We start from the raw sequence: 20,055 nt of genomic DNA, 5'->3' as shown, positions 1-20,055 counted from the left end.
TAGAAAAAACAGGCCTAATGTCCTGTCAGCGGGCCAACTTTATTTGAGCTTTTTGTTTTTTTGATGACGGTCGTGGTCACGTTTGGTCTTTAGGTCCAACTTTTTATCAAAAGCCTTTTGCAGGTCGATGCCCGTTTGATTGGCCAAACAAAGCACCACAAAGACCACATCGGCGAGTTCTTCCCCTAAATCTTTGGCCTTGTCGGATTCCTTTTCGCTTTGTTCGCCGTAGCGTCTGGCGATTATTCGTGCCACCTCTCCCACCTCTTCGGTGAGCTGGGCCATATTGGTCAGTTCGTTAAAGTATCGGACCCCGTGATTTTTGATCCATTCATCAACCGCTTTTTGTGCATTTTCTATGTTCACCTCAGAGGAATTTAAAATCTGCACTAAGGTACTAACAATACTCTTTTAGACCTTTTCAAACACCAAATAACTTTGGTTGATGCTGGTCACAGCCTGTTCAAACAACTCTTTTATAAATAAATAGCCCTCACTTTTGTATTGTGTTGAACGCAATTGAAGGTTAAAGAAAATGATGACATTGTTCTCGGATGTAGAACAGTTGAACCTAAGCACTCCGCTCCCTCCCGGAAGTACCAAGTTGTTGTTTTCTGGAAGGCTCTTCACCCGATAACCTTTTGGGATAGTAATGTTGGCCATGTACTTGTAATTGCGAAGGTACCCAAAATCGACAGGGTAGTTCCTCTCTGAGCTTTTGAAAGGGTTACTTTGGAAAAAGCGAATCAAAAACGGGTTAAAATAAATGCTGGAAGAAGTATCCAAGTTTTCCAACTCGAAGCTAAAATGTTCCATTAACAAATTGTCATTGGATTTCTCGGCATCCAGCTCATATTGATCTATGTAAAAGTCACCATTGGTATTCTTTTCCACCTCATCCAAATATTGCTGATTGGTAATACTTGATAAATGGATTCTTTTGAAGTAGGCTTCATATCCTCGGGACATCTCATCGAAAGTTCCTCGCGCAGTGCCCTCTTCTAAATTTAGGTCAAGCTGGAGCATCACTTCCTTGCTATTCCCTTTGGGTGATTCGATGTCGTACCAATAACTTTCCCCATCGAGGTCCATAACCCTTCCATAATAGTTTAGGCAACGGTAGGGAAGCATTCCGAAGGGAAGCTGTTTTTCCGTGGCATCCAAAAGATATGTGGTTCCGTTAATATCGAGTTTCGCAATTACATAATTAAAATCCGACATTACTGGATGGCTTCTTTTTGGAAGCCCGTGAGCCCTTGTGGAGAGCAACATCAAATCGGCATCCATTCCTGCAGCATTGAGCAGATTGATCAAAGTAATGTTGATTTCCGCTACGTTGCCAACACCCTCGTCAAATGCTTTTTTCACATTATTGTCCCGAAAGATTCCAAACTTTCCGTTCCAGGAATAATGGGATTTCACAAAGTTGTAAAGATTGATTGCCTTTTCCGACTCTTCCTCCGCACCAGTGATAATGTCTATTGGTACGTTTCGTTCAAAATAATTCTTTTTTCTAAGTTGCCCCCCGATATCACGATCTGATCTAAATTCCTTATCAACATCTTTCCAAGATTTGGTATACCGCTCTTTAACGCCCCGAAAGCTCAGGTATTCGGATAGCTCAAACTCCAAACGAGATTGATAATTAGAAGCGGCAAGCATATATTCCTCGTCACTTTTAAAAGCAGGCACATCTTCCATAACGTACTTGAGCACCTCGCAGTCCGCTTGTTTATTGACGTTGGGAATACTAAAGCAATTCTCTTTTATTGTTGCTTCATTTACCGTTAAGGGCAGGTTTCCAAATAAAGATCGGTTATAACTGTAGTTTCCAGGGATCTTAGCATTATACTCCGTGTAAACCTTGGGAATGTCATCTTGGAAATCCCATCCATTTAAGTTATAAAAAAATGGGGACTGAACTTCATAAGTAAATTCCAAAATAGATCCTTCCTGCACATTGGAAAAGGTAAATCTTTTCTCCGACCAATGTTCGTTGACTTCGGCATCAAATATATTATTGTCCATCACAATGTGCTTTAAGCCATCTGTATGGGTTATGGCTCTAATATCGTTTACCTCTTCAGTACCCGTATCGGAATGGTAGTAGGGAATACGGATATCTGCCTCCGAAAACCCCTTTTTGTCCAATATCTTGATTTTGGCATGATACTTTTTTATCAACCAGACATACCCTCGCCTAACTTCAAAGAAATTGTCTCCTTTTTCAAAAAGATACACTGCATGGGCGGTCGTGTCCTTTTCATAGGTCTTGAATGCAGATTCGAAAATGGTCAGTTCCCCAAATTCCAATTGCTGTCCCTGCAAAACCATATGCTGCAGAAGCAGCAAGAGAATCCCTATTTTTTTCATAGGTGTGCTACAGTTTGGTAAGGATTACTTTTTCAGCTTCCTTTTTCACGATATGACCGTAAAACTCCTTTAAATCTGGATAATAACTGGCTGGAATCACATGGGTGTTAAGTTCAGTTTCGACACGGGCGTTGATGATGTTGTTTTCGGCAGATATGATGTACGTAAACTGTCCCATGTTTTCGGGAAGGGCAACCGCAATGGGTTCCGGGATTGACTCTACGGCATATCCTTCGGGAATATTGATGGTAATCAAGTATTTATCCGTCCAAGGATATCCGTAATCGATAGGGAACTCCCTCTTTTCTGTTTTGAAGGGGTTTTCACTGGTAGTGAGATAAAAAAGAGGTGATAGGTATAGTTTCCCTGCTATTTCCTCATAGGCTGATTCTTTGCTATAGCTGAACGTTTGGACGACAGGTTTGGACAAGTCGTCTTGATTTTGGAGTTCAAAATCCGAAATTTCCAGGTCGCCATACCGCTTTTCCAACTCATCCAAATATGAATCCTCGGATCCTTCCCCAAAATTGTTCCTGAAAATAAAGGCATTGTTTGCGGTATACTGCTGACGGTACCTACCATGAATGGAACCATCATCGTTTAGGTCAACGCTCATCATAACAGCATCGAGTGATTTTGTTTTTGGGGTAAGGTCTACTTGAACAGAAGTACCGTCTTCTTTGATCAGTCTGCCAAACCAGTTCAGCGCACGCATGGGCAGCACATCGGGAAATGCATTTTTTTCGGTCGCATCCAAAAGTACAAAGCCATTATCGAGCTGGAGCCCTGCCACTACATAATTGAAGCCATCGCTGGTAGGCAGTAAAGGGATACCATGTGACCTTGTACTTACCAAGACAGGATCTGCTTGCAATCCGGCATACCGAAGCATGGCTATAAGCATCAGATTGATCTCGGCCACATTGCCCTTGCCTTCTTTATAAGCTTTACGAATGCCTTGGCTGCTGCAGCCCACACCTACAAAATTATCCCAGTTCATTTTGTTCTTTACAAACTGGAATAGGGCCATTGCCTTCTCTGAATCGGATGAAAGCCCATTTAGAACTTGGTCCACATCATCATCAAAATAGTTTTTCCTGTTCAGCTCATCTCCAAAACTGTCGTAGTCGTAAATGGATTTGGCCACATCCTCCCAGGTTAAACTGTAGTTTTTAAATGGTTGGTTGGGAAAACGGGTAGAAGCCAGTTCAAATTTTATCGATGTTCTAAAATTGTTGATATTGCTGGTATATTTTTCCTCCAGCAGTGCAGGAATACCGGAAGCTTTCATGGTATAGATGTTTTCTAAAAAGTTTAGGGTCCCACTTGTTCGTGTGGTTCTCCCTAGGCTGCCCGTTTGATCAGAGCTTCTATAGGAAACATTAATCGTTCTATTTTCATTGGATTGATCAAACTTGATGGCATGAAATCCCCTGCTATATTGCTTAAAGTAAAAATACTCCGGAATCTCCAATCGTATTTCTACATCGTCCACGGGAATATCATATTGAAATTTGAACTCATCGATACTCCAGTACATGGGAGATACAATTTTATACTCAATGTCCAACACACTACCTTCCTTAACTTCTGGCATAGTGATGGAGGCCTTGTTCCTGTATTCGTTTACTTCTTCAATAAAAACACCGTCATTCTTCAATTTGGTGTCCACAACTTTTCCATTCACCATATTATAGGTAAACCCTTTTATGCTGGAAATATCCTCCTTATTGGTACCTCCTGCATACAGTGGAACTTGAAGGGTGGCCCAATCAAACCCCTCCTTGTTGTAGATTTTAATCCGGTAATGCACCTCTCTCACAAGGCTCCAGCCTGTTTCATACTGATAATTGTAACGTACCCATTCATTTTTGTGCAATATTGCCGCATTGGCCTCTGGATAGAGGGCATGTTGTGTTGCTGATACCTCCTCTTCGGACACTTTTCCAAATTTTACTTCTTTGGCACTTACCACTGCTTGCTGAGCTAGCAAAAGCAGAAAAAACAATCTTAATTTCATGACTTCTTTTTACTTAAAACGATTTTTGCGTTGTCATATCCGGCGACCTTCTTTCTAAAATCCCGATATAGTTTATAATCTTCCTTTGGATACTCTCCTGATTTGATGAGCAGTCGCCTTTTATAGACAAGGACCCCAGGTTCCTTTGGCTCAACAGATACGGCATAGGAACCAAACTTGGTATCTTCTTCTATGGGAAGTATCAAGGTTTCCACAACATAGCCTTCGGGCAAACGGATGGTAAACTCATCCTCATCCAAATATCCCCTAGAAATGATCAGTGGCATTTTTCTGTTTCTCACTCTATCGGGAACCCCCAAATTTCTGTTGGAAATGTTGGGTGCGAACAAGAGTTTGTCACCCGCACTGGAAAGGTAATTGTCGGCCTTAAAATCAACCGTTTCCAGAAATTCGATCTTATCTTCATTATTTTGATAGGCTACCTCTCCAAGCTGCAAATCTTGAACGTAGCTCCAGTATGATTTGTAAAATTCCTCCTGCTCCGATCGTGTGTTTGTGGTTCGCCAATATTTTTGGTCGTACTGGGATCCCCTTGAATATATTTGTACATGTCCGGTTACATTCCGTTGGTTTCCCACTTGAACATCTGCCTTGGTAAGTTGATAATTTTCTTCATCTGGATTTCTTTTGGTCCGCACCAATTCTCCACCCTGTGGGGTTATTTTTAGTACATTTCTATTATCGGTAAACGTCCCTAAATGGTTTACGGGAGTGGTTTGGCTGGTACACTCCAACCAAATTTCTTCGTTCTCCAAGGGTACGTTTAAAAAAACATGGTTCCCTTGAATAGAAGGAAAATCCTTGTCCAAATGTCTGATCTGTCTTCCCGCATGCACGACTGTATAATAGGACTCGACCCCTACAGCCTTCAGCAGTGCCTTGGTATAATTGGTAAGCCCCTTGCAGTCTCCATACTTTACGCGGTCTACATCTGATGCACTGATGGGCATCCAGCCGCCTATCCCGAGCTGGACACTGATGTATCTGGTATTTTCCTGTACATAATCGTACACGATCCTAGTCTTCTCCAAAGGATCGGATATGTCTTTTACCAAGTTTTTTACATGAGTAATCGTGGCTTCGGACAACTCATCCCTGCCCGCCAACAACTCATCGTTCATCCACTTGCCCAACTCCTGCCAGGTGGTGGCCCTACCATTGACTCCCTCCAAATGAAACTCGTTCATAGCTATTTTTACTTGGGGTACAAGATTGCGAAACGATGGGGATAATGGTTCCCGCTCCATGGGCACCAAGTTTTTAGCCTCGTACGAAATGCCATTGTTCATTTCTTTCGCAGCAATCCCGTAGTCACCAAAATTCACTTCCTTATGTCTGAAGGGTATGCCGTTCTCCACGGTAAAGGAAAACTCACTTCTCTCGGTACCCACCCGATAATCATCCAAAAAGGACCAATTCGGGGCAAAAGCGGTGTTAGGAGTTGTATAGACTTTACTAAATTCGATGGTATAAGGATATTGAGAAGGGGTATAGCGCATGACCAAAACCCTTGAATCGGAATAGAGCGTTCCCCCACTAATGGCACTTTGGTCCAAAAAATCCCTTTTCTTTATTTTTTTGATTTCCTCACCACTCGCATTATAAACAATGGCCTCCAAGTTGGAAACCTTGTCATTTTTTTCATAGAAGGCAAAAGCATGTACATGCTCATCCCCATTTTCGTTAAGAACGGTGACGACACGCTTGCTGGTTATGGTCATCTTGTCCAGAGCTTCGACAACTACGTCCATTTTATCCAAACGAACTACGGCATCGGCATTATCCAATAGTTCTTTGGGGATGGATGTTAGACTGTAATCTTGGGAAAATGAATACTGAAAAAGTAAGGTTGAGAGGAATAGAAAATAAAATCGCATTGGTTGTAGGAAATCTTTTTTAGGACAACGCTAAAGTGGTTAATTTCCTACAATAACGAGCTTTTTTTCGATAAAAAGCACTTATTCTTTATTTTTTGTGTCAATTAGTATGGTCACCGGACCATCATTCAGAAGTTCCACTTTCATGTCGGCCCCAAAAATACCTGTACCCACCTTCTTTCCCAGCTTTTGCTCCAAAACCGTTACAAATCCTTCATACATGGGAATCGCAACCTCAGGTTTTGCCGCTTTGATATAGGAAGGTCTGTTTCCCTTTTTGGTCTGGGCATGCAGGGTAAATTGGCTCACCACGATAATTTCTCCGTCAATATCCACCACCGATCGGTTCATCACATTATTTTCATCATTGAAGATGCGCAGATTCACCATCTTATTGGCCAACCATTCCACATCTTCTTGGCCATCAGCATCCTCAATCCCCAATAGTACCAAGAGACCGTCCCCGATGGAGGAAACGACCTGACCATCTACGGTAACACTTGCTTTGGATACTCTTTGCAATACAGCTCTCATAATATTCCCTACCTATATGTTTGATCTTCTTCCCCAGTTATCATCTGAACATAGCTTCGGTAACGGCTAGCGGCTATTTCATCGCGCTCCAAAGCTTCCTTAATGGCACATTTAGGTTCGTCCAAATGGAGACAATTATTGAACTTACATTCGGATTTTAATGCAAAAAACTCGGGAAAATAGTCTCCAATTTCTTCTTTCTCCATATCCACAATGCCAAAACCTTTGATACCGGGCGTGTCAATGATACGGGCATCAAAAGAAAGGTCGTACATCTCGGCAAAAGTGGTGGTGTGCTGTCCCTGCATATGTTGCTCGGAAATCTCCGCGGTCTTGAGTTGCAGTCCAGGTTCCAAGGCATTGACCAAGGTTGACTTGCCTACCCCCGAGTGCCCAGCGAACATGCTGGTTTTGCCAAGCATCAGTTCCCTTACTTTATCTACATTCGAGCCCTGTTTGGCTTCAATTTGAAGGCATGCGTACCCTATTTTGGTATATAGGTTCATTAACCAGTCAACTTCGAACCGTTCCTCCTCGGAGTAAACGTCCATCTTGTTAAATAGCAGCACCACGGGAATGTCGTAAGCCTCGGCAGTCACCAAAAAGCGATCGATAAAACTGGTAAAGGTTGGTGGATTGTTCAAAGTGACCAATAAAAATACCTGGTCCAAGTTGGCGGCAATAATGTGGGTCTGCTTGGAAAGCTTCACAGATTTACGGACAATATAGTTTTTTCGATCTTCGATAGCTGAAATTATCCCAACAGTTTCATCGCCAATCGTTTCCAACTCAAACTCGACCATATCCCCCACAGCAACGGGATTGGTGCTTTTAATACCTTGGGTACGGAACTTTCCTTTGATTCGGCACTCATAAAATACTCCCTCCGAGGATTTTACGGTGTACCAGCTTCCCGTTGATTTATAAACAGTTCCGTTCACTTTTTGTTTATATTTTGATTACAAAGAAACAATATTCCATCTTCTTCGTTATATATCTTTATCAATAGTTTTAACAATCATTAACTTAATCTATTATGAAAAAAATCATTTTGGCTGCTGTGGTCATGTTTGCAGCAAGTTTTACCATGAGTGCACAGCAGTACCGGGTCATTACCAGTGTTGAATCCATCGTCCCCAATGGTTTGGGAAGATCTAGAATCATCAACGCTTTGGAAGAGAAAGATTACAAGGAATTCACCACTGTACAAACGGAAGACGACAACACACGAAACAAGTCTGACCGAAGTGAAATCCGTGTGAAGAATTTTGAGGAGACCAAACTTTTGAACTTCTATAACCTCGGTGGTATCCGATTCCAGAATATCGCAGCCAACGATGCCGTGATCACTTCCATGATCAACGATATGATTTCCAACGGGTGGGAACTGGCCTTTGTGGTAAGTGGTGTGGAGAGTGAAGGCGGAAAAGGGGATGGACAAGGAATTTTCATTACCCGATATATTTTTAGAAAATAACCTTACCGACCGATGTAAAACCAAAAAGCCCTCCAAAACTTGGAGGGCTTTTTTTTGTAGACAACAAGTTTTATTAATTCTTAATGTAGACCCTTCCGCCCACAAAGGTTCTTTTGTTCACCGTTTGCGGATTTCCGTAAACATGTACATCGCCGCCTGCCCTAACATTGACATCCACCAGCTCAGAAGCAAATACATCGGCCTCGCCACCTGCGGAAATCTTTACATCTGTGGTACTGGTGCGTAGTTCCCTACCTTCAAAAATACCGCCGGTGTTTATGACAACGGTTTGGTTTTTGGCCAAACCTGAAGCTTTCACGATACCGCCTGTCACAGCACGTATGTCGGCATAATCCACATCCATTCCAATACGGATGGTGGCACCTTCTTGGGCACGCAATTCAATTTTGCTTTTCTGAACCATCTCGTTACAGGTAATCTGGGCACCTTCGTTGCCGTCGATGACATCCAAATTTGTGTAATAGACTTCAATCATGGTGTCCTCCCCCTGAAACTTTTTGTCCAACTGCATGCGCAGCTTCAAAGTTCCATTTTTGTTGGTCCATTTAATGTCATCGACATTCCATCCTTTGATCATAATTTTGTTCTCATTGGATTGGATCAAATTGACCTCGATCAAATCAAAAACCTTGATTTTGTTGAATTCACCTACCTCGGTATCAATGATTCGTTGCGAAAACATGACCAAGGGCAATAAAAGAAGACTTAGTGTATATAATTTTTTCATGATAAAGTGTTTTTACGCTTAAGAGATGTGCTTTCTCTTGTTTTGTTACAGTTTGAAACAAAAAAACTGTTTGCAAACCCGAATTTATCGGGACCACAAACAGTCTTTGCAATCAACCTGATGAAAAATCCGCCTAGGCGTTGATGATTTTTTCTTGGTGGTTGATGGATTCTTGGTGAATCGCCTTGAACATTTTCAAAACAAACTCTTCGCTCAAACCTCGCTGCTCGCCTTCCAAGATCATGTTGCCCAGAATAGCGTTCCAACGGTTGCTTTGAAGTACGGCTACGTTTCGTTGTTTTTTCAATTCGCCAATACCATCGGCAACCTTCATTCGTTTGCCCAAAAGATCGATCAATTGGTTGTCCAGCACATCGATTTGTGCCCTAAGGTTACTCAAACTGTTATTGTATTCCGCTTCTTCATCGGTTTCCTTTCGAATTCTAAGGTCTTTCATGATTTGCACCAATGTTTTAGGGGTAACCTGTTGTGCAGCATCGCTCCAGGCATTGTCCGGGTCGTAATGCGTCTCTATCATCAATCCATCAAAATTGAGATCCAATGCGGTTTGCGATACATCAAAGACCATGTCGCGTTTTCCGGTAATATGGCTTGGGTCGTTAATGATGGGCAAATCAGGGAATTTGGTCTGCAATTCGATGGCCAATTGCCATTCTGGAATATTCCGGTATTTGGTCTTTTCGTAGGTAGAGAATCCTCTGTGGATCACACCCAACTTTTCAATATTGGCGGAGGACAACCGTTCCACAGCTCCCAGCCAAAGCGAGAGGTCCGGGTTAACGGGATTCTTAACCAAAACAACTTTATCAGTCCCTTCCAACGCATCCGCTATTTCTTGGACAATGAACGGGCTTACGGTGGAACGTGCCCCGATCCAGAGCAAATCCACGTCGTGCTCCAAAGCCAAGTCCACGTGCGCCCTATTGGCAACCTCCGTAGCAGTTTTCAGCCCAGTTTCTTCCTTTACCTTCTGCAACCACTTCAAACCAATGGCCCCAACTCCCTCAAAGTTTCCTGGACGCGTTCTTGGTTTCCAGATTCCGGCACGGTAATAGCTCACATCGGTATCCTTTAGCTCGTGTGCTATTTTTAATACTTGGTCTTCGGTTTCCGCACTGCACGGTCCCGCTACTACCAAGGGATGACCCAAGTTCATGTCATCCAACCATTTCCTCATTTCCTTTTTGTTTTCCATAATACGTCCTATTTTTTTGTAAGTGGTATTCCTTTTAATATTTGTTTTATTCTATTGGTATTGCTCATTTCTTGATGGACATGCTCAAAATCGTTGTCCAAAATCAGTTGTTTGAAAGCCGTAAGGTTCTGAATGTACTCCTCCAAAGTTTCCACCACATTGTCCTTGTTCTGTTCAAAAATGGGGGTCCACATATCGGGTGAACTTTTCGCCAAGCGAACGGTGCTCTCAAAACCACTTCCCGCCATGTCAAAAATATCACGCTCATTTTTCTCCTTCTCAATAACTGTCTTTCCCAACATAAAAGAGCTAATGTGTGATAAATGGGAGACGTAGGCGATATGTTTATCGTGCGCTTCGGGATTCATATACCGTATCCGCATTCCGATATCCTGAAAAATGGCCAATGCCTTTTCTTGAAGCTTGAAGGCTGTTTTCTCCACCTCGCAAATAATCATTGTTTTGCCAGCGTACAACCCCTCCAAAGCTGCTGTGGGACCTGAAAACTCCGTTCCAGCGATAGGGTGACAGGCCATAAAGTTCCTTCGCTTTGGGTGCTCGGCGACCTGCTCACAGATTAAACGTTTGGTGGAGCCAGCGTCCATTACCACGGTTTCATCGCCTGCAGCATCCAATATCTTGGGCAATTCGTTGACCAATACGTTTACAGGAATGCTCACGTAGACCAAATCTGCCGTAGCCAGTGAATCGTAGGTTCCTTTTTTATCGATTATCCCAAGTTGTAAGGCCTCATCGAGATGGGCATCACTTGTGTCCACACCAATAATTTCCGCTTCGGGATGTAGTTTTTTTACATCCTTTGCAAAAGAACCGCCAATCAATCCAACTCCTATAATGACTACTCTCATATCTTAAAATCTTGCAATGGCTTCTTTGATCTTTTCTTCTTTCACACATAGCGAAAACCTGATGTAGCCCTCACCATTGCTACCAAAAATGGTCCCTGGCGCAATAAATATGTCCTTGTCGTATAAGACCTGGTCTATAAATTCCTCAGATGGCAAAGCCCCTTTCGGCAGCTTGCACCAAACAAACATTCCCACTGCATTTTTATCGTAAGTACATCCTAAGGTATCCGCCAATTCAAACATCAGTTCGCGTCTTGTGGAATACACCCTATCCAAGGCCTCGAACCATTCAGGGCCACTTTGCAAAGCAGCAATCGCCCCCATTTGAATGCCATAGAACATCCCCGAATCCATATTGCTCTTTACTTTCAAAATTGCTGTGATATGGGCTGCACTGCCCAGCACCATCCCCACACGCCATCCGGCCATGTTGAAGGTCTTGCTCAAACTATTGAGTTCCAAGGTATGTTCCTTTGCTCCCTCAATGGACAATATACTGGTTGGATTATTGGATAGCACAAAGCTGTACGGATTGTCGTTCACCAATAGGATGCTGTTCCTTTTGGCAAAATCCACCAAAGATTCCAATTGTTCCATGGTGGCGGTGGCGCCCGTTGGCATATGCGGATAGCTGATCCACATCAATTTTACTTTGGAGAGGTCCTTTTTAGCCAGTTCGGCCAAATCGGGAAACCAGCCATTTTCCTCCTTAAGGTCGTAGGTGACCGGCACACCCCCCACTAAATTGGTCACGGATGCATAGGTAGGATACCCAGGGTTGGGAAGCAACACCTCATCACCTTCGTTCAAAAAAGCCATGCTGATATGCATGATGCCCTCTTTAGACCCCATCAATGGCAAAACTTCAGAATCTGGCTCCACTGCTACATCGAACTTTTGCTGATAAAAATCGGCAATGGCCTTCCTCAATTGTGGCAAACCCTGATAGCTTTGGTACTGGTGCGCACCTGCATCGATAATGGAATTCCGAAGCGTTTCCAATACCTGAGGAGATGGTGCCAAATCCGGACTGCCTATCCCCATATTGATGATGGGCTTCCCTTGGGCCATCAATCCCCTAACCTCTCTCAATTTGGTAGAGAAGTAGTATTCCTTTACACTATTTAACCGATCAGCTGTTACCATTACAACAATGCATTTTTATATTCTCCCAATACCTTGAAATCCTCTGCCATGATCTGCATTAAGGATTTGGTTTTGGCAAAGTGCTCGTATTCATCAAAAGTGACATCCACAAAAAAGGCGTATTTCCAAGGAGTCTCGATCACGGGCAACGACTGGATTTTGGTCAGGTTCATGTTGCAATCGCTCATCACGTTCAACACGGTGGCTAAACTCCCTCTTTTGTGATCGGTGATAAACCGAAGGGATGCTTTATTGATTTCCTCCTCCGGGAGTACTTTGTTCTGCTTTTTTAGGATGATGAATCTTGTGGAGTTGTTGACAATCGTCTGGATGTTGTCTGCAATAATTTCCAAACCATAGAGGTCGGCAGCCATTTTAGGGGCTATCGCAGCAATATGCGTTAATCCTTCCTCTTGAATCCGCTTTGCCGTCTCCGCGGTATCCACACTTTCTACCAGTTTGATCTGCGGATGGGCCTTGAAAAATTCCTTGCACTGCAATAAAGCCATCGGATGGGAATGTACCTCTTGAATGTCATCAAAGGTTTTTCCCTTCATCACCATAAGGTTGTGATGGATGTTCAAATAATGCTCCCCGATTACGTGGATATTATTATGGTACACTAAATTGTAATTGGGAATGATGGACCCCGCTATGGAATTCTCAATGGCCATAATGCCCTTATCAGCCGCACCTACCAACAAACTGTCGATTACCGCATCAAAGGAATTGCATTCCAATAGTTCAATTCCTTCTCCAAAAAAATCGATGGCCACTTGATGATGGTTCGATCCTTTGATTCCTTGTATGGCGACTTTTAAAGACATACTTTTTGTTTGTTAGATCCCGAAACACCTTGCCTGCTGGCAGCAGTTCGGGATGAATTCAATCATCAAATTGGCTATTACCAACTTGGATTTCATTCAAAAAAAAAAGTCCCGATGCATCGGGACTTTATATAGTGGTTATACTTTAAACGTATCTATAACAGTCCCGCTTCCCTCTCAAAAAAGAAGTAAAAATAAAAACGGTTCCAGAAATACGTGTTTGTCATCTTGTTGTTAATTGTCGGCTAATTTAGGTATTCAATTGGAAAGACCCAGAGATTCCCAAATTTTTTTTGATTTTTTTCAAAAAAGACATTTTCGCTGCACATTATTTTATAGAAATGATACTTTTTTACGAATACTGATGCTTCCATTAATTTCCATAAAAGCGTCGTCTCATTTTCTGGTTTTTGAAATGTAAGGTTTACAATGACTAAAAGTGTATTTTTGAAATCAAAGAATTCAACGGAATGTCCATCACTGTTCAGAACATTACAAAAACCTTTGGTACACAAAAGGCATTGGACAATGTCTCTTTTAGCATCAACAAAGGGGAAGTTGTTGGTTTTCTAGGCCCTAACGGTGCCGGGAAATCTACCATGATGCGGATTTTGACCACCTACTACAAGGCAGACCAAGGGGAGGCGGCCGTAAACGGATTTGATGTGTTGAACGATGAAAAATCCGTTCAACAAAGTATCGGGTACCTTCCAGAACACAACCCACTCTATCTTGAAATGTACGTGAAGGAATATTTGGCCTTTAATGCAGATGTATATCAGGTGGATAAATCCAAAATCCAAGAGGTAATCGAACAAACCGGGTTAACCCCAGAAGCGCATAAAAAAATAGGTCAGTTATCCAAAGGATACCGTCAACGGGTTGGGCTTGCGGCGGCCTTGCTGCACAATCCCGAAGTCCTTATTTTGGATGAGCCCACCACAGGGCTTGACCCCAACCAATTGATCGAAATCCGAAAATTGATTCGCGAGATAGGAAAGGAAAAGACCATTTTACTTTCCACACATATCATGAAGGAGGTAGAGGCCGTTTGCGACCGTGTGATCATCATTAACAAAGGGCAATTGGTGGCCGATAAAAAGCTCGAGGAACTTCGCGAGGCAGAAGAACAAATCATCGAAGTGGAATTTGACTATCGGGTGGAGGAACAGTTACTGCAACAACTACCCGATGTTTCCAAAGTAAAAAATACCGGTGGTTTTATCTACGAAATCACTTTTGGCACTTCCAAGGACATGCGGCCTGCTGTTTTTGATTTTGCACACGACAATAAATTAAAGACACTCCAACTCAGCAGAAAAAACAAAAACCTCGAAAGCCTTTTCACCGAACTTACTTCTTAGTTTTCCCGTTATCCGATTTGTGGGCAGAAGACCTCCAAATCAGATGGAAAACCGTTCCAAATATGGTACTTTTGCAGTCCAGAAGATATTGGACATATGAAGAAGAACAGCGCCAGATTGGAACTTTCAAAAGAGGAAATGCAAAAATACGGGTATGAGGTTGTTGATGCCATTGTGGAACACTATGCCACACAAGCAGAGAAAATGCCCGTAGCTTCCGGCTCCCGCGAAGAAATGGACTCTTTGTTTTTGGAGGAGGCTCCCGAAGAGGGTACCGACCCATCGCAGGTACTGCACTTTGTTTTGGAAAAGGTGATGACCAATAGTGCGAATATGGCCCACCCTAAATCATTTTCCTTTGTTCCCGGTCCCAGTAATTATATCAGTGTGATGGCGGATGCCTTGGCAACAGGCTACAATATTTTTTCTGGAGGATGGGCAGCCAGCCCGGCAGCAGCAGAGCTGGAGATTGTTACCATTCAATGGCTGTTGAAGATTTTTGGTTTTCCCAAGAAAAAGGGCGGGGGTATTTTTACCAGTGGAGGCTCCATGGCCAACCTCACCGCAGTGGTCACGGCTCGCAGGATCAAATGTGGGGATGACTTTTCAAAAGCCGTCATCTACCTTTCCGATCAGGCACATTCTTCCAATATCAAAGCCATTCGTGCACTTGGCTTCAAAAAGGAACAGATTAGAATCATCCCTACCGACAACGAACTCAAGTTTTCCGTGAACAAACTGAAAAACTGTATTGCCAAAGATAGGCTGGAGGGTCTTCAACCATTCTGTTTGATAGCAACTGCAGGAACCACCAATACCGGAACTGTTGACCCCTTGGTAGAATTGGGAAAAATTTGCAAGAAAGAGGATATCTGGTACCATATTGATGGTGCTTACGGAGGAGCGGCGATCTTATCCCAAAAGGGCAAGCAAGCTATGAAAGGTATCGAAAAAGCCGACTCCTTAACCGTAGATCCACATAAATGGTTCTTTCAACCGTACGAAATGGGGTGCCTCTTGGTCCGAAACCATAAAAACCTGAGCCATACCTTTACCGAAAAGCCAGAATATTTAAGGGACATCGAAGGCAATACCTCGGAGATCAATTTTTACGATCATGGTATCCAACTGACCCGAAGATTTAGGGCCTTAAAGTTTTATATGTCCTTAAAAACCTTTGGTTTGAAGGAGTTCCGAGATGCCATTACCTACAACATCGATTTGGCCGAAGAAGTGGAAACCATGCTTCGCGGCAGCAAAAGTTGGGAAGTGGTGTACCCGGCCACCTTGGCTGTCATCAATTTTAGGTACAACCCCATCAACAAAACGTACTCGGAGAAGGAGTTGGACAGTATCAACCAATACATTTCCGGAAAAGTGATGGAGTCACGCAAGGCCATGCTCGTCACTACCATTTTGAATGGCCAAGTGGTATTGCGAATGTGCCTCATCAACCCGCGAACTACCATGAAAGACATTACCGATACTTTTGATTTGTGCAAAACCTATGCTCTTGAAATTGAGGAGCAGCTAGCTAGCAAGGTCTAAACGGTTGGATGCTCAAAAAGAGCGTTGATTGCTTCATCCAAAATTGGCTGCACCTTGGGGTCGGTACAATTCATCAAAATAGCAATTACTTTTTTGTGCTTCGGATACACAAAAAGATTGGTGTATGCGCCAACGCTATTGCCCACATGACCCACAAAGGGCCTTCCTTTGGCATCTTGGCTCACTTGAAATCCCAATCCATAATAGGTCGGTTTACCGTCAATGATCGTTGAAGTCAACAATTGTTCATAGGTCGCTTCTTGGAGCAACTTTTGTTCCATGATAGCCTGTCCCAATTTGCACACATCCTCGCAGGTGGACAAATAGCCACCGCCTGCCAGTTTGTAGGTGTTATTTACCTCAACTGCCCTTGAAAAACCTAATCCTCTTTTAGTGTAGAATTGCGCTATGTTCTCAGCTGTCTGCCCGGACCGCTTTTGGGTGCTCAAACTGACATTTTCTGGTGGTGGAAACGTATTTTTCAAGCCCAAAGGCATCAAAATATGCTCATCTACATACTGATCAAATGGAATTCCACTAGCTTCTTGCATGGCCAAGGACAACAATACAAAATCAAAACTATTGTACAGATAACTGGTACCGGGTTCAAAAAAAAGTGGGTCGTTTTTAAAGATTTCAATCCCTTCTTTAATGGAAAAATCTTGATTCAATGCATATTCCTTTCCCCGATAGCCTCGAATACCAGCGGTGTGGCTGGCCAATTGGCGAAGTGTGAAATCATACTTTTTTTTTGGAAAGTAAGGCACGTAAGTATAAAAGGATTCATCCAGATCCAACACACCATCTTCCACCATTTTACCCAGTGCGAGCGAGGTAATACACTTAGAAATACTTGCGATGCGGAAAACCGTACGTTTGGGATGTACCTTTTTTCGTTTTTCCAAATTGGCGAAGCCATATCCTTTTTCGAGAATGGTTTGCCCATCTTCCAAGATGGACACTGCCAAACCAGGCACTTTTTTTTCAGCGACCAAATTGTGGAATAGCGCATCTGCCTTTTGCCATCCAACAAGTCCGTTCAAAGATTTGACCTTTGGAAGAGGTGTAAAGAGATTTTTAATATGTGAAAAGAAATTTCCCAAGAGTCAGTTTGAACATCGAAAATAAAGAGAAAAATGATTGTTTTTGAAGATGAATGTCAATCCTGAAAAATCAATCGACCATTGAAAATTTCTTCCACATCCACTTCTGGCGGGGTATTGACACTGATTACATTGCCCGTTCCCCGAATAACGCCCGATAAGCGTTGCTGCGGATTCACAAAAACATCATTGGAACCTCGGTGATTGACATTTACATTTTCTGAAACTAGATTTTCAGCTTCAATTCTTGAGTCTCCAGCTGCTACACTAACAGTAAAATTTTCCGATTCCCCACGAAGTTTAAAATAAGCAATGCCGTTTACCACAATCCTCACGTTGGTAGCACTAAGGTGCATATCAAAAGAACCATCCGTAGTGTCTGCTTCGGGATTATTAAAACTTTCGGCCACCAGATTGAGATTGGGGTAATTCAACACCCCATCGCTTGAAATTAAAAGTCCGGTGCTGCTGCGTATGTCGGTGAGGTTGGGAGCAGTCACATAAATTGTGGTCAGCCCATAGTCCCGTACAAAATTGCAGCCATTTTCGTTCCGTAGAATGAGACGGTCGTCCTCTACCACAGCAGAAACCTCGTTGAGCAAATATTCCCCTGTTTCCACTTCAACGCTATATGCTTCACCCTGTTTAACGACCAAATTGAGGTTTTCAAAAACGGTAATCTTGCTAAAATCCGACACTTCGATGGGTCGGCGCACCAAATCACCGGCGTTTTGGAAGCAGTCGGGAACATTGTCACCGTTGCAAGAGATTAACAGAAAGGTGAACAGTATCAAAAACACCCCTAAAGTCCCCTCAAGGGGACACTTCGTATTTTGTATTTCGTACTGTACCCTTTTCATAATCGTATTCCTATTCCAAATTCAATGGCCTCTGCCTTCGCCCCATGCGATTTTAGGGTCACGGCGCCAAAAACCCTATCCCCAAAATACCGTTTCAACCCTATCCGATTATATACCCTACCTTCAAAATCGAAGGGATAATATACATAATACCCCAATTGTGCCACTACGCTCAATTTGTTCACGAACAGTTCATGACCAACAAAAACCCCTACCCTTTTATAATCCGTATCGGGGGCTACCTCAAGTTCGGGAAAAGAAATGGATTGATATCTTATCAATTCCTTTAAAAAATTTGAAAAGAAGATATCGGTTCCCAGTTGAATGGCACTGCGATTACCCAATCGTTTATCGGCATAGGCCGAAACTATGGCAAAGCCATATTGCCCCATGTTGATGACATCGCTCTCATTGACCCCGCCACGAAGCACCAAATTATATCGGATGGGCTCTTTGATTCTTTCCTTGGGTTCAGGTTCCAAATAGTCCAGCTCTACGGCTTGGTTCAGATTATACGTGAGCCCAAAATTGAAAGCCATCGTATTGGTGGAGGTGTTGGGTGCCTTAAAATTGGCATTGGAGTAATGTAACAGGGAAATCCCAGCCTTAAAGCCCAGTCCAGCTAAAATGTTCTCCTTATGATAGTTGAACATCAACATGGTGGAACTCAACAAATGGGTACCGTAGGCATTGTTCCTGAAATTTTCAGTCCTGTCGTACGGATTGGTGTTATACGAGATACCCTGCGCGACCCTAAACTGTAAATTCCGTTTGAAGAAATAAAAATTATAATGCGCATACAATCCAAAATGCTTACCCAGGGTTGGATTGTTCATATCCTGATAAACAAAAGAAAAACCGGTATCGGGATATCCCAAATCGGCTTCCCAATCTTCGTGACCGAATCGTTTCCTGTTGAAACCGATAATAACCCCGCCAGGGTGATTGGTAATCAAATGGGAAATATCCGGATTGTGTAGAAGAATGGAACCATAAAATTGGCTGATATCCAAGGTATACTTCTTGGGAATGTCACCGTCTTGGGCAAATCCAAAGCAAAAAAACAACAGAAAAACCAAGTACAGTAGGTGCTTCATGGGACGCTAAAGTAGGAAATTAAAAAAGTTCCCGAGCTATGTCCATGATATTATCCGATTTACCCATGGAGTAGTAATGCAACACGGGCACTCCTGCATCCCGAAGTTCCTTGGATTGTTGAATGGCCCATTCTACACCCACTTTACGGACTTCCTTGTTGTCCTTGCAGGCCTCCACGGCATCAATGAGTTCTTGCGGAATATCCACCCGAAACACTTGAGGCAATAAATGAAGGTGTTTTTTTACGGCAATCGGTTTGATACCCGGAATAATGGGCACGTCTATTCCCATTTCTCGGGCCGCTTCTACGAAAGCAAAGAATTTTTTATTATCGAAAAACATCTGGGTTACCACATAATCCGCTCCCAAATCCACCTTCTCCTTTAAACGTTTAAGATCAGATTGAAGCGATGGGGCTTCCATGTGTTTTTCAGGGTATCCTGCCACACCAATGCAAAAACTGGTCAACTCGCTTGACTCAAAAGTTTCGTGCAGATAATTTCCTTTATTGATGTTCTGAATTTGTGCAACCAACTCTGTCGCATATTGATGTCCGCCTTTGGTGGGAGTAAAATACTTTTCTTCCTTTCGGGCATCTCCGCGCAAGGCCATCACGTTTTCAATCTCCAGATATTGGCAGTCCACCAGCAAATACTCCGTCTCCTCTTTGGTAAATCCACCACACAGCACGTGGGGAACGGTATCCACATCGTACTTGTGCTTTAATGAAGCACAAATGCCCAAGGTCCCGGGACGGGTACGAATCAGTTTTTTGTCCAACAGACCATCTTTTTCCTTATAGATGTATTCTTCGCGAGAGGTCGTCACATCAATGAACGGAGGTTTGAACTCCATCAAAGGGTCGATGTTGTTGTACAGTTCCTGAATGCTCTTTCCTTTTACGGGCGGCACAATTTCAAAACTGAAAAGGGTTTCGCCGTTCGCCTTTTTTATGTGGTCGGTAATCTTCATCG

18 protein-coding genes are annotated in these 20,055 nt (G+C 43.0%); 3 read left to right on the top strand and 15 right to left on the bottom strand.

All coding sequences use genetic code 11. The features are described 5' to 3' along the window. Positions 1 to 39: 39 nt before the first annotated feature. The 6 genes from RBB12_RS09770 to rsgA all read right to left on the bottom strand — a co-directional run bounded on the left by RBB12_RS09770 (position 40) and on the right by rsgA (position 7,766). A complete protein-coding gene (locus RBB12_RS09770; protein WP_306013596.1) occupies positions 40 to 366 on the bottom strand; it encodes a nucleotide pyrophosphohydrolase in 327 nt (108 codons plus the stop codon). 45 nt (positions 367 to 411) lie between these two features. Next, positions 412 to 2,373 carry a DUF3857 domain-containing protein gene (locus RBB12_RS09765; RefSeq protein WP_306013597.1) on the bottom strand — a complete coding sequence of 654 codons (1,962 nt, stop codon included), beginning with the start codon at positions 2,371 to 2,373 and terminating at the stop codon, positions 412 to 414. Positions 2,374 to 2,380: 7 nt separating this feature from the next. Continuing rightward, positions 2,381 to 4,393: a DUF3857 domain-containing protein gene (locus RBB12_RS09760; RefSeq protein ID WP_306013598.1), complete on the bottom strand. Its 2,013-nt coding sequence runs from the start codon at positions 4,391 to 4,393 to the stop codon at positions 2,381 to 2,383. After that, positions 4,390 to 6,291 (bottom strand): DUF3857 domain-containing transglutaminase family protein, encoded by a 1,902-nt coding sequence (locus RBB12_RS09755; protein WP_306013599.1) that lies wholly within the window; start codon positions 6,289 to 6,291, stop codon positions 4,390 to 4,392. The genes RBB12_RS09760 and RBB12_RS09755 overlap by 4 nt, the downstream gene beginning before the upstream one ends. Positions 6,292 to 6,372: 81 nt before the next feature. Further along, entirely contained in the window at positions 6,373 to 6,825 is a 453-nt protein-coding gene (gene dtd / locus RBB12_RS09750; protein WP_306013600.1) for a D-aminoacyl-tRNA deacylase, read from the bottom strand. An 8-nt stretch (positions 6,826 to 6,833) separates the two neighbouring features. Then, positions 6,834 to 7,766 (bottom strand): ribosome small subunit-dependent GTPase A, encoded by a 933-nt coding sequence (rsgA, locus tag RBB12_RS09745; RefSeq protein ID WP_306013601.1) that lies wholly within the window; start codon positions 7,764 to 7,766, stop codon positions 6,834 to 6,836. Between the two features lie 95 nt (positions 7,767 to 7,861). On the opposite strand from rsgA, the gene RBB12_RS09740 reads away from it, so the two are divergent. Continuing rightward, positions 7,862 to 8,302: a hypothetical protein gene (locus RBB12_RS09740; RefSeq protein WP_179385239.1), complete on the top strand. Its 441-nt coding sequence runs from the start codon at positions 7,862 to 7,864 to the stop codon at positions 8,300 to 8,302. 73 nt (positions 8,303 to 8,375) lie between these two features. On the opposite strand, the gene RBB12_RS09735 is transcribed toward RBB12_RS09740, so the two are convergent. The 5 genes from RBB12_RS09735 to RBB12_RS09715 all read right to left on the bottom strand — a co-directional run bounded on the left by RBB12_RS09735 (position 8,376) and on the right by RBB12_RS09715 (position 13,108). Next, positions 8,376 to 9,050, bottom strand: coding sequence for a head GIN domain-containing protein (locus tag RBB12_RS09735; RefSeq protein ID WP_306013602.1), 675 nt, complete (start codon positions 9,048 to 9,050; stop codon positions 8,376 to 8,378). A 133-nt stretch (positions 9,051 to 9,183) separates the two neighbouring features. Beyond that, positions 9,184 to 10,266 carry a bifunctional 3-deoxy-7-phosphoheptulonate synthase/chorismate mutase type II gene (locus RBB12_RS09730; protein WP_179385241.1) on the bottom strand — a complete coding sequence of 361 codons (1,083 nt, stop codon included), beginning with the start codon at positions 10,264 to 10,266 and terminating at the stop codon, positions 9,184 to 9,186. A gap of 8 nt (positions 10,267 to 10,274) precedes the next feature. After that, a complete protein-coding gene (locus RBB12_RS09725; RefSeq protein WP_306013603.1) occupies positions 10,275 to 11,135 on the bottom strand; it encodes a prephenate dehydrogenase in 861 nt (286 codons plus the stop codon). A 3-nt stretch (positions 11,136 to 11,138) separates the two neighbouring features. After that, positions 11,139 to 12,281 carry a pyridoxal phosphate-dependent aminotransferase gene (locus tag RBB12_RS09720; RefSeq protein WP_306013604.1) on the bottom strand — a complete coding sequence of 381 codons (1,143 nt, stop codon included), beginning with the start codon at positions 12,279 to 12,281 and terminating at the stop codon, positions 11,139 to 11,141. Beyond that, positions 12,281 to 13,108: a prephenate dehydratase gene (locus tag RBB12_RS09715; RefSeq protein WP_306013605.1), complete on the bottom strand. Its 828-nt coding sequence runs from the start codon at positions 13,106 to 13,108 to the stop codon at positions 12,281 to 12,283. Before RBB12_RS09715 ends, RBB12_RS09720 begins: the two co-directional genes overlap by 1 nt. Positions 13,109 to 13,578: 470 nt before the next feature. Here RBB12_RS09715 and gldA point away from each other — a divergent pair, with 470 nt between their 5' ends. Next, complete coding sequence (gene gldA, locus RBB12_RS09710; protein WP_179385245.1) at positions 13,579 to 14,472, top strand: gliding motility-associated ABC transporter ATP-binding subunit GldA; 894 nt, start codon at positions 13,579 to 13,581, stop codon at positions 14,470 to 14,472. A 96-nt stretch (positions 14,473 to 14,568) separates the two neighbouring features. Then, a complete protein-coding gene (locus RBB12_RS09705; RefSeq protein WP_306013606.1) occupies positions 14,569 to 16,020 on the top strand; it encodes a pyridoxal phosphate-dependent decarboxylase family protein in 1,452 nt (483 codons plus the stop codon). Here the strand turns inward: RBB12_RS09705 and RBB12_RS09700 are convergent. From RBB12_RS09700 to metF, 4 genes are all read right to left on the bottom strand, one after another. Then, entirely contained in the window at positions 16,017 to 17,063 is a 1,047-nt protein-coding gene (locus RBB12_RS09700) for a serine hydrolase (protein WP_306013608.1), read from the bottom strand. The genes RBB12_RS09705 and RBB12_RS09700 overlap by 4 nt on opposite strands. Positions 17,064 to 17,179: 116 nt before the next feature. After that, entirely contained in the window at positions 17,180 to 17,983 is an 804-nt protein-coding gene (locus tag RBB12_RS09695) for a head GIN domain-containing protein (RefSeq protein ID WP_306013609.1), read from the bottom strand. Then, on the bottom strand, positions 17,980 to 19,080 hold the full coding sequence (locus RBB12_RS09690; protein ID WP_306013610.1) for an acyloxyacyl hydrolase: 1,101 nt from the start codon (positions 19,078 to 19,080) through the stop codon (positions 17,980 to 17,982). Before RBB12_RS09690 ends, RBB12_RS09695 begins: the two co-directional genes overlap by 4 nt. A gap of 19 nt (positions 19,081 to 19,099) precedes the next feature. Beyond that, positions 19,100 to 20,053: a methylenetetrahydrofolate reductase [NAD(P)H] gene (gene metF, locus RBB12_RS09685; RefSeq protein ID WP_306013611.1), complete on the bottom strand. Its 954-nt coding sequence runs from the start codon at positions 20,051 to 20,053 to the stop codon at positions 19,100 to 19,102. Positions 20,054 to 20,055 lie beyond the last annotated feature (2 nt).

The sequence above is a fragment of the Allomuricauda sp. MMSF_3307 genome (assembly GCF_030733585.1).
Lineage (GTDB): Bacteria > Bacteroidota > Bacteroidia > Flavobacteriales > Flavobacteriaceae > Flagellimonas.
Note: the sequence above shows the minus strand (reverse complement) of the source record. Positions and strands in the feature narration are given on the sequence as shown.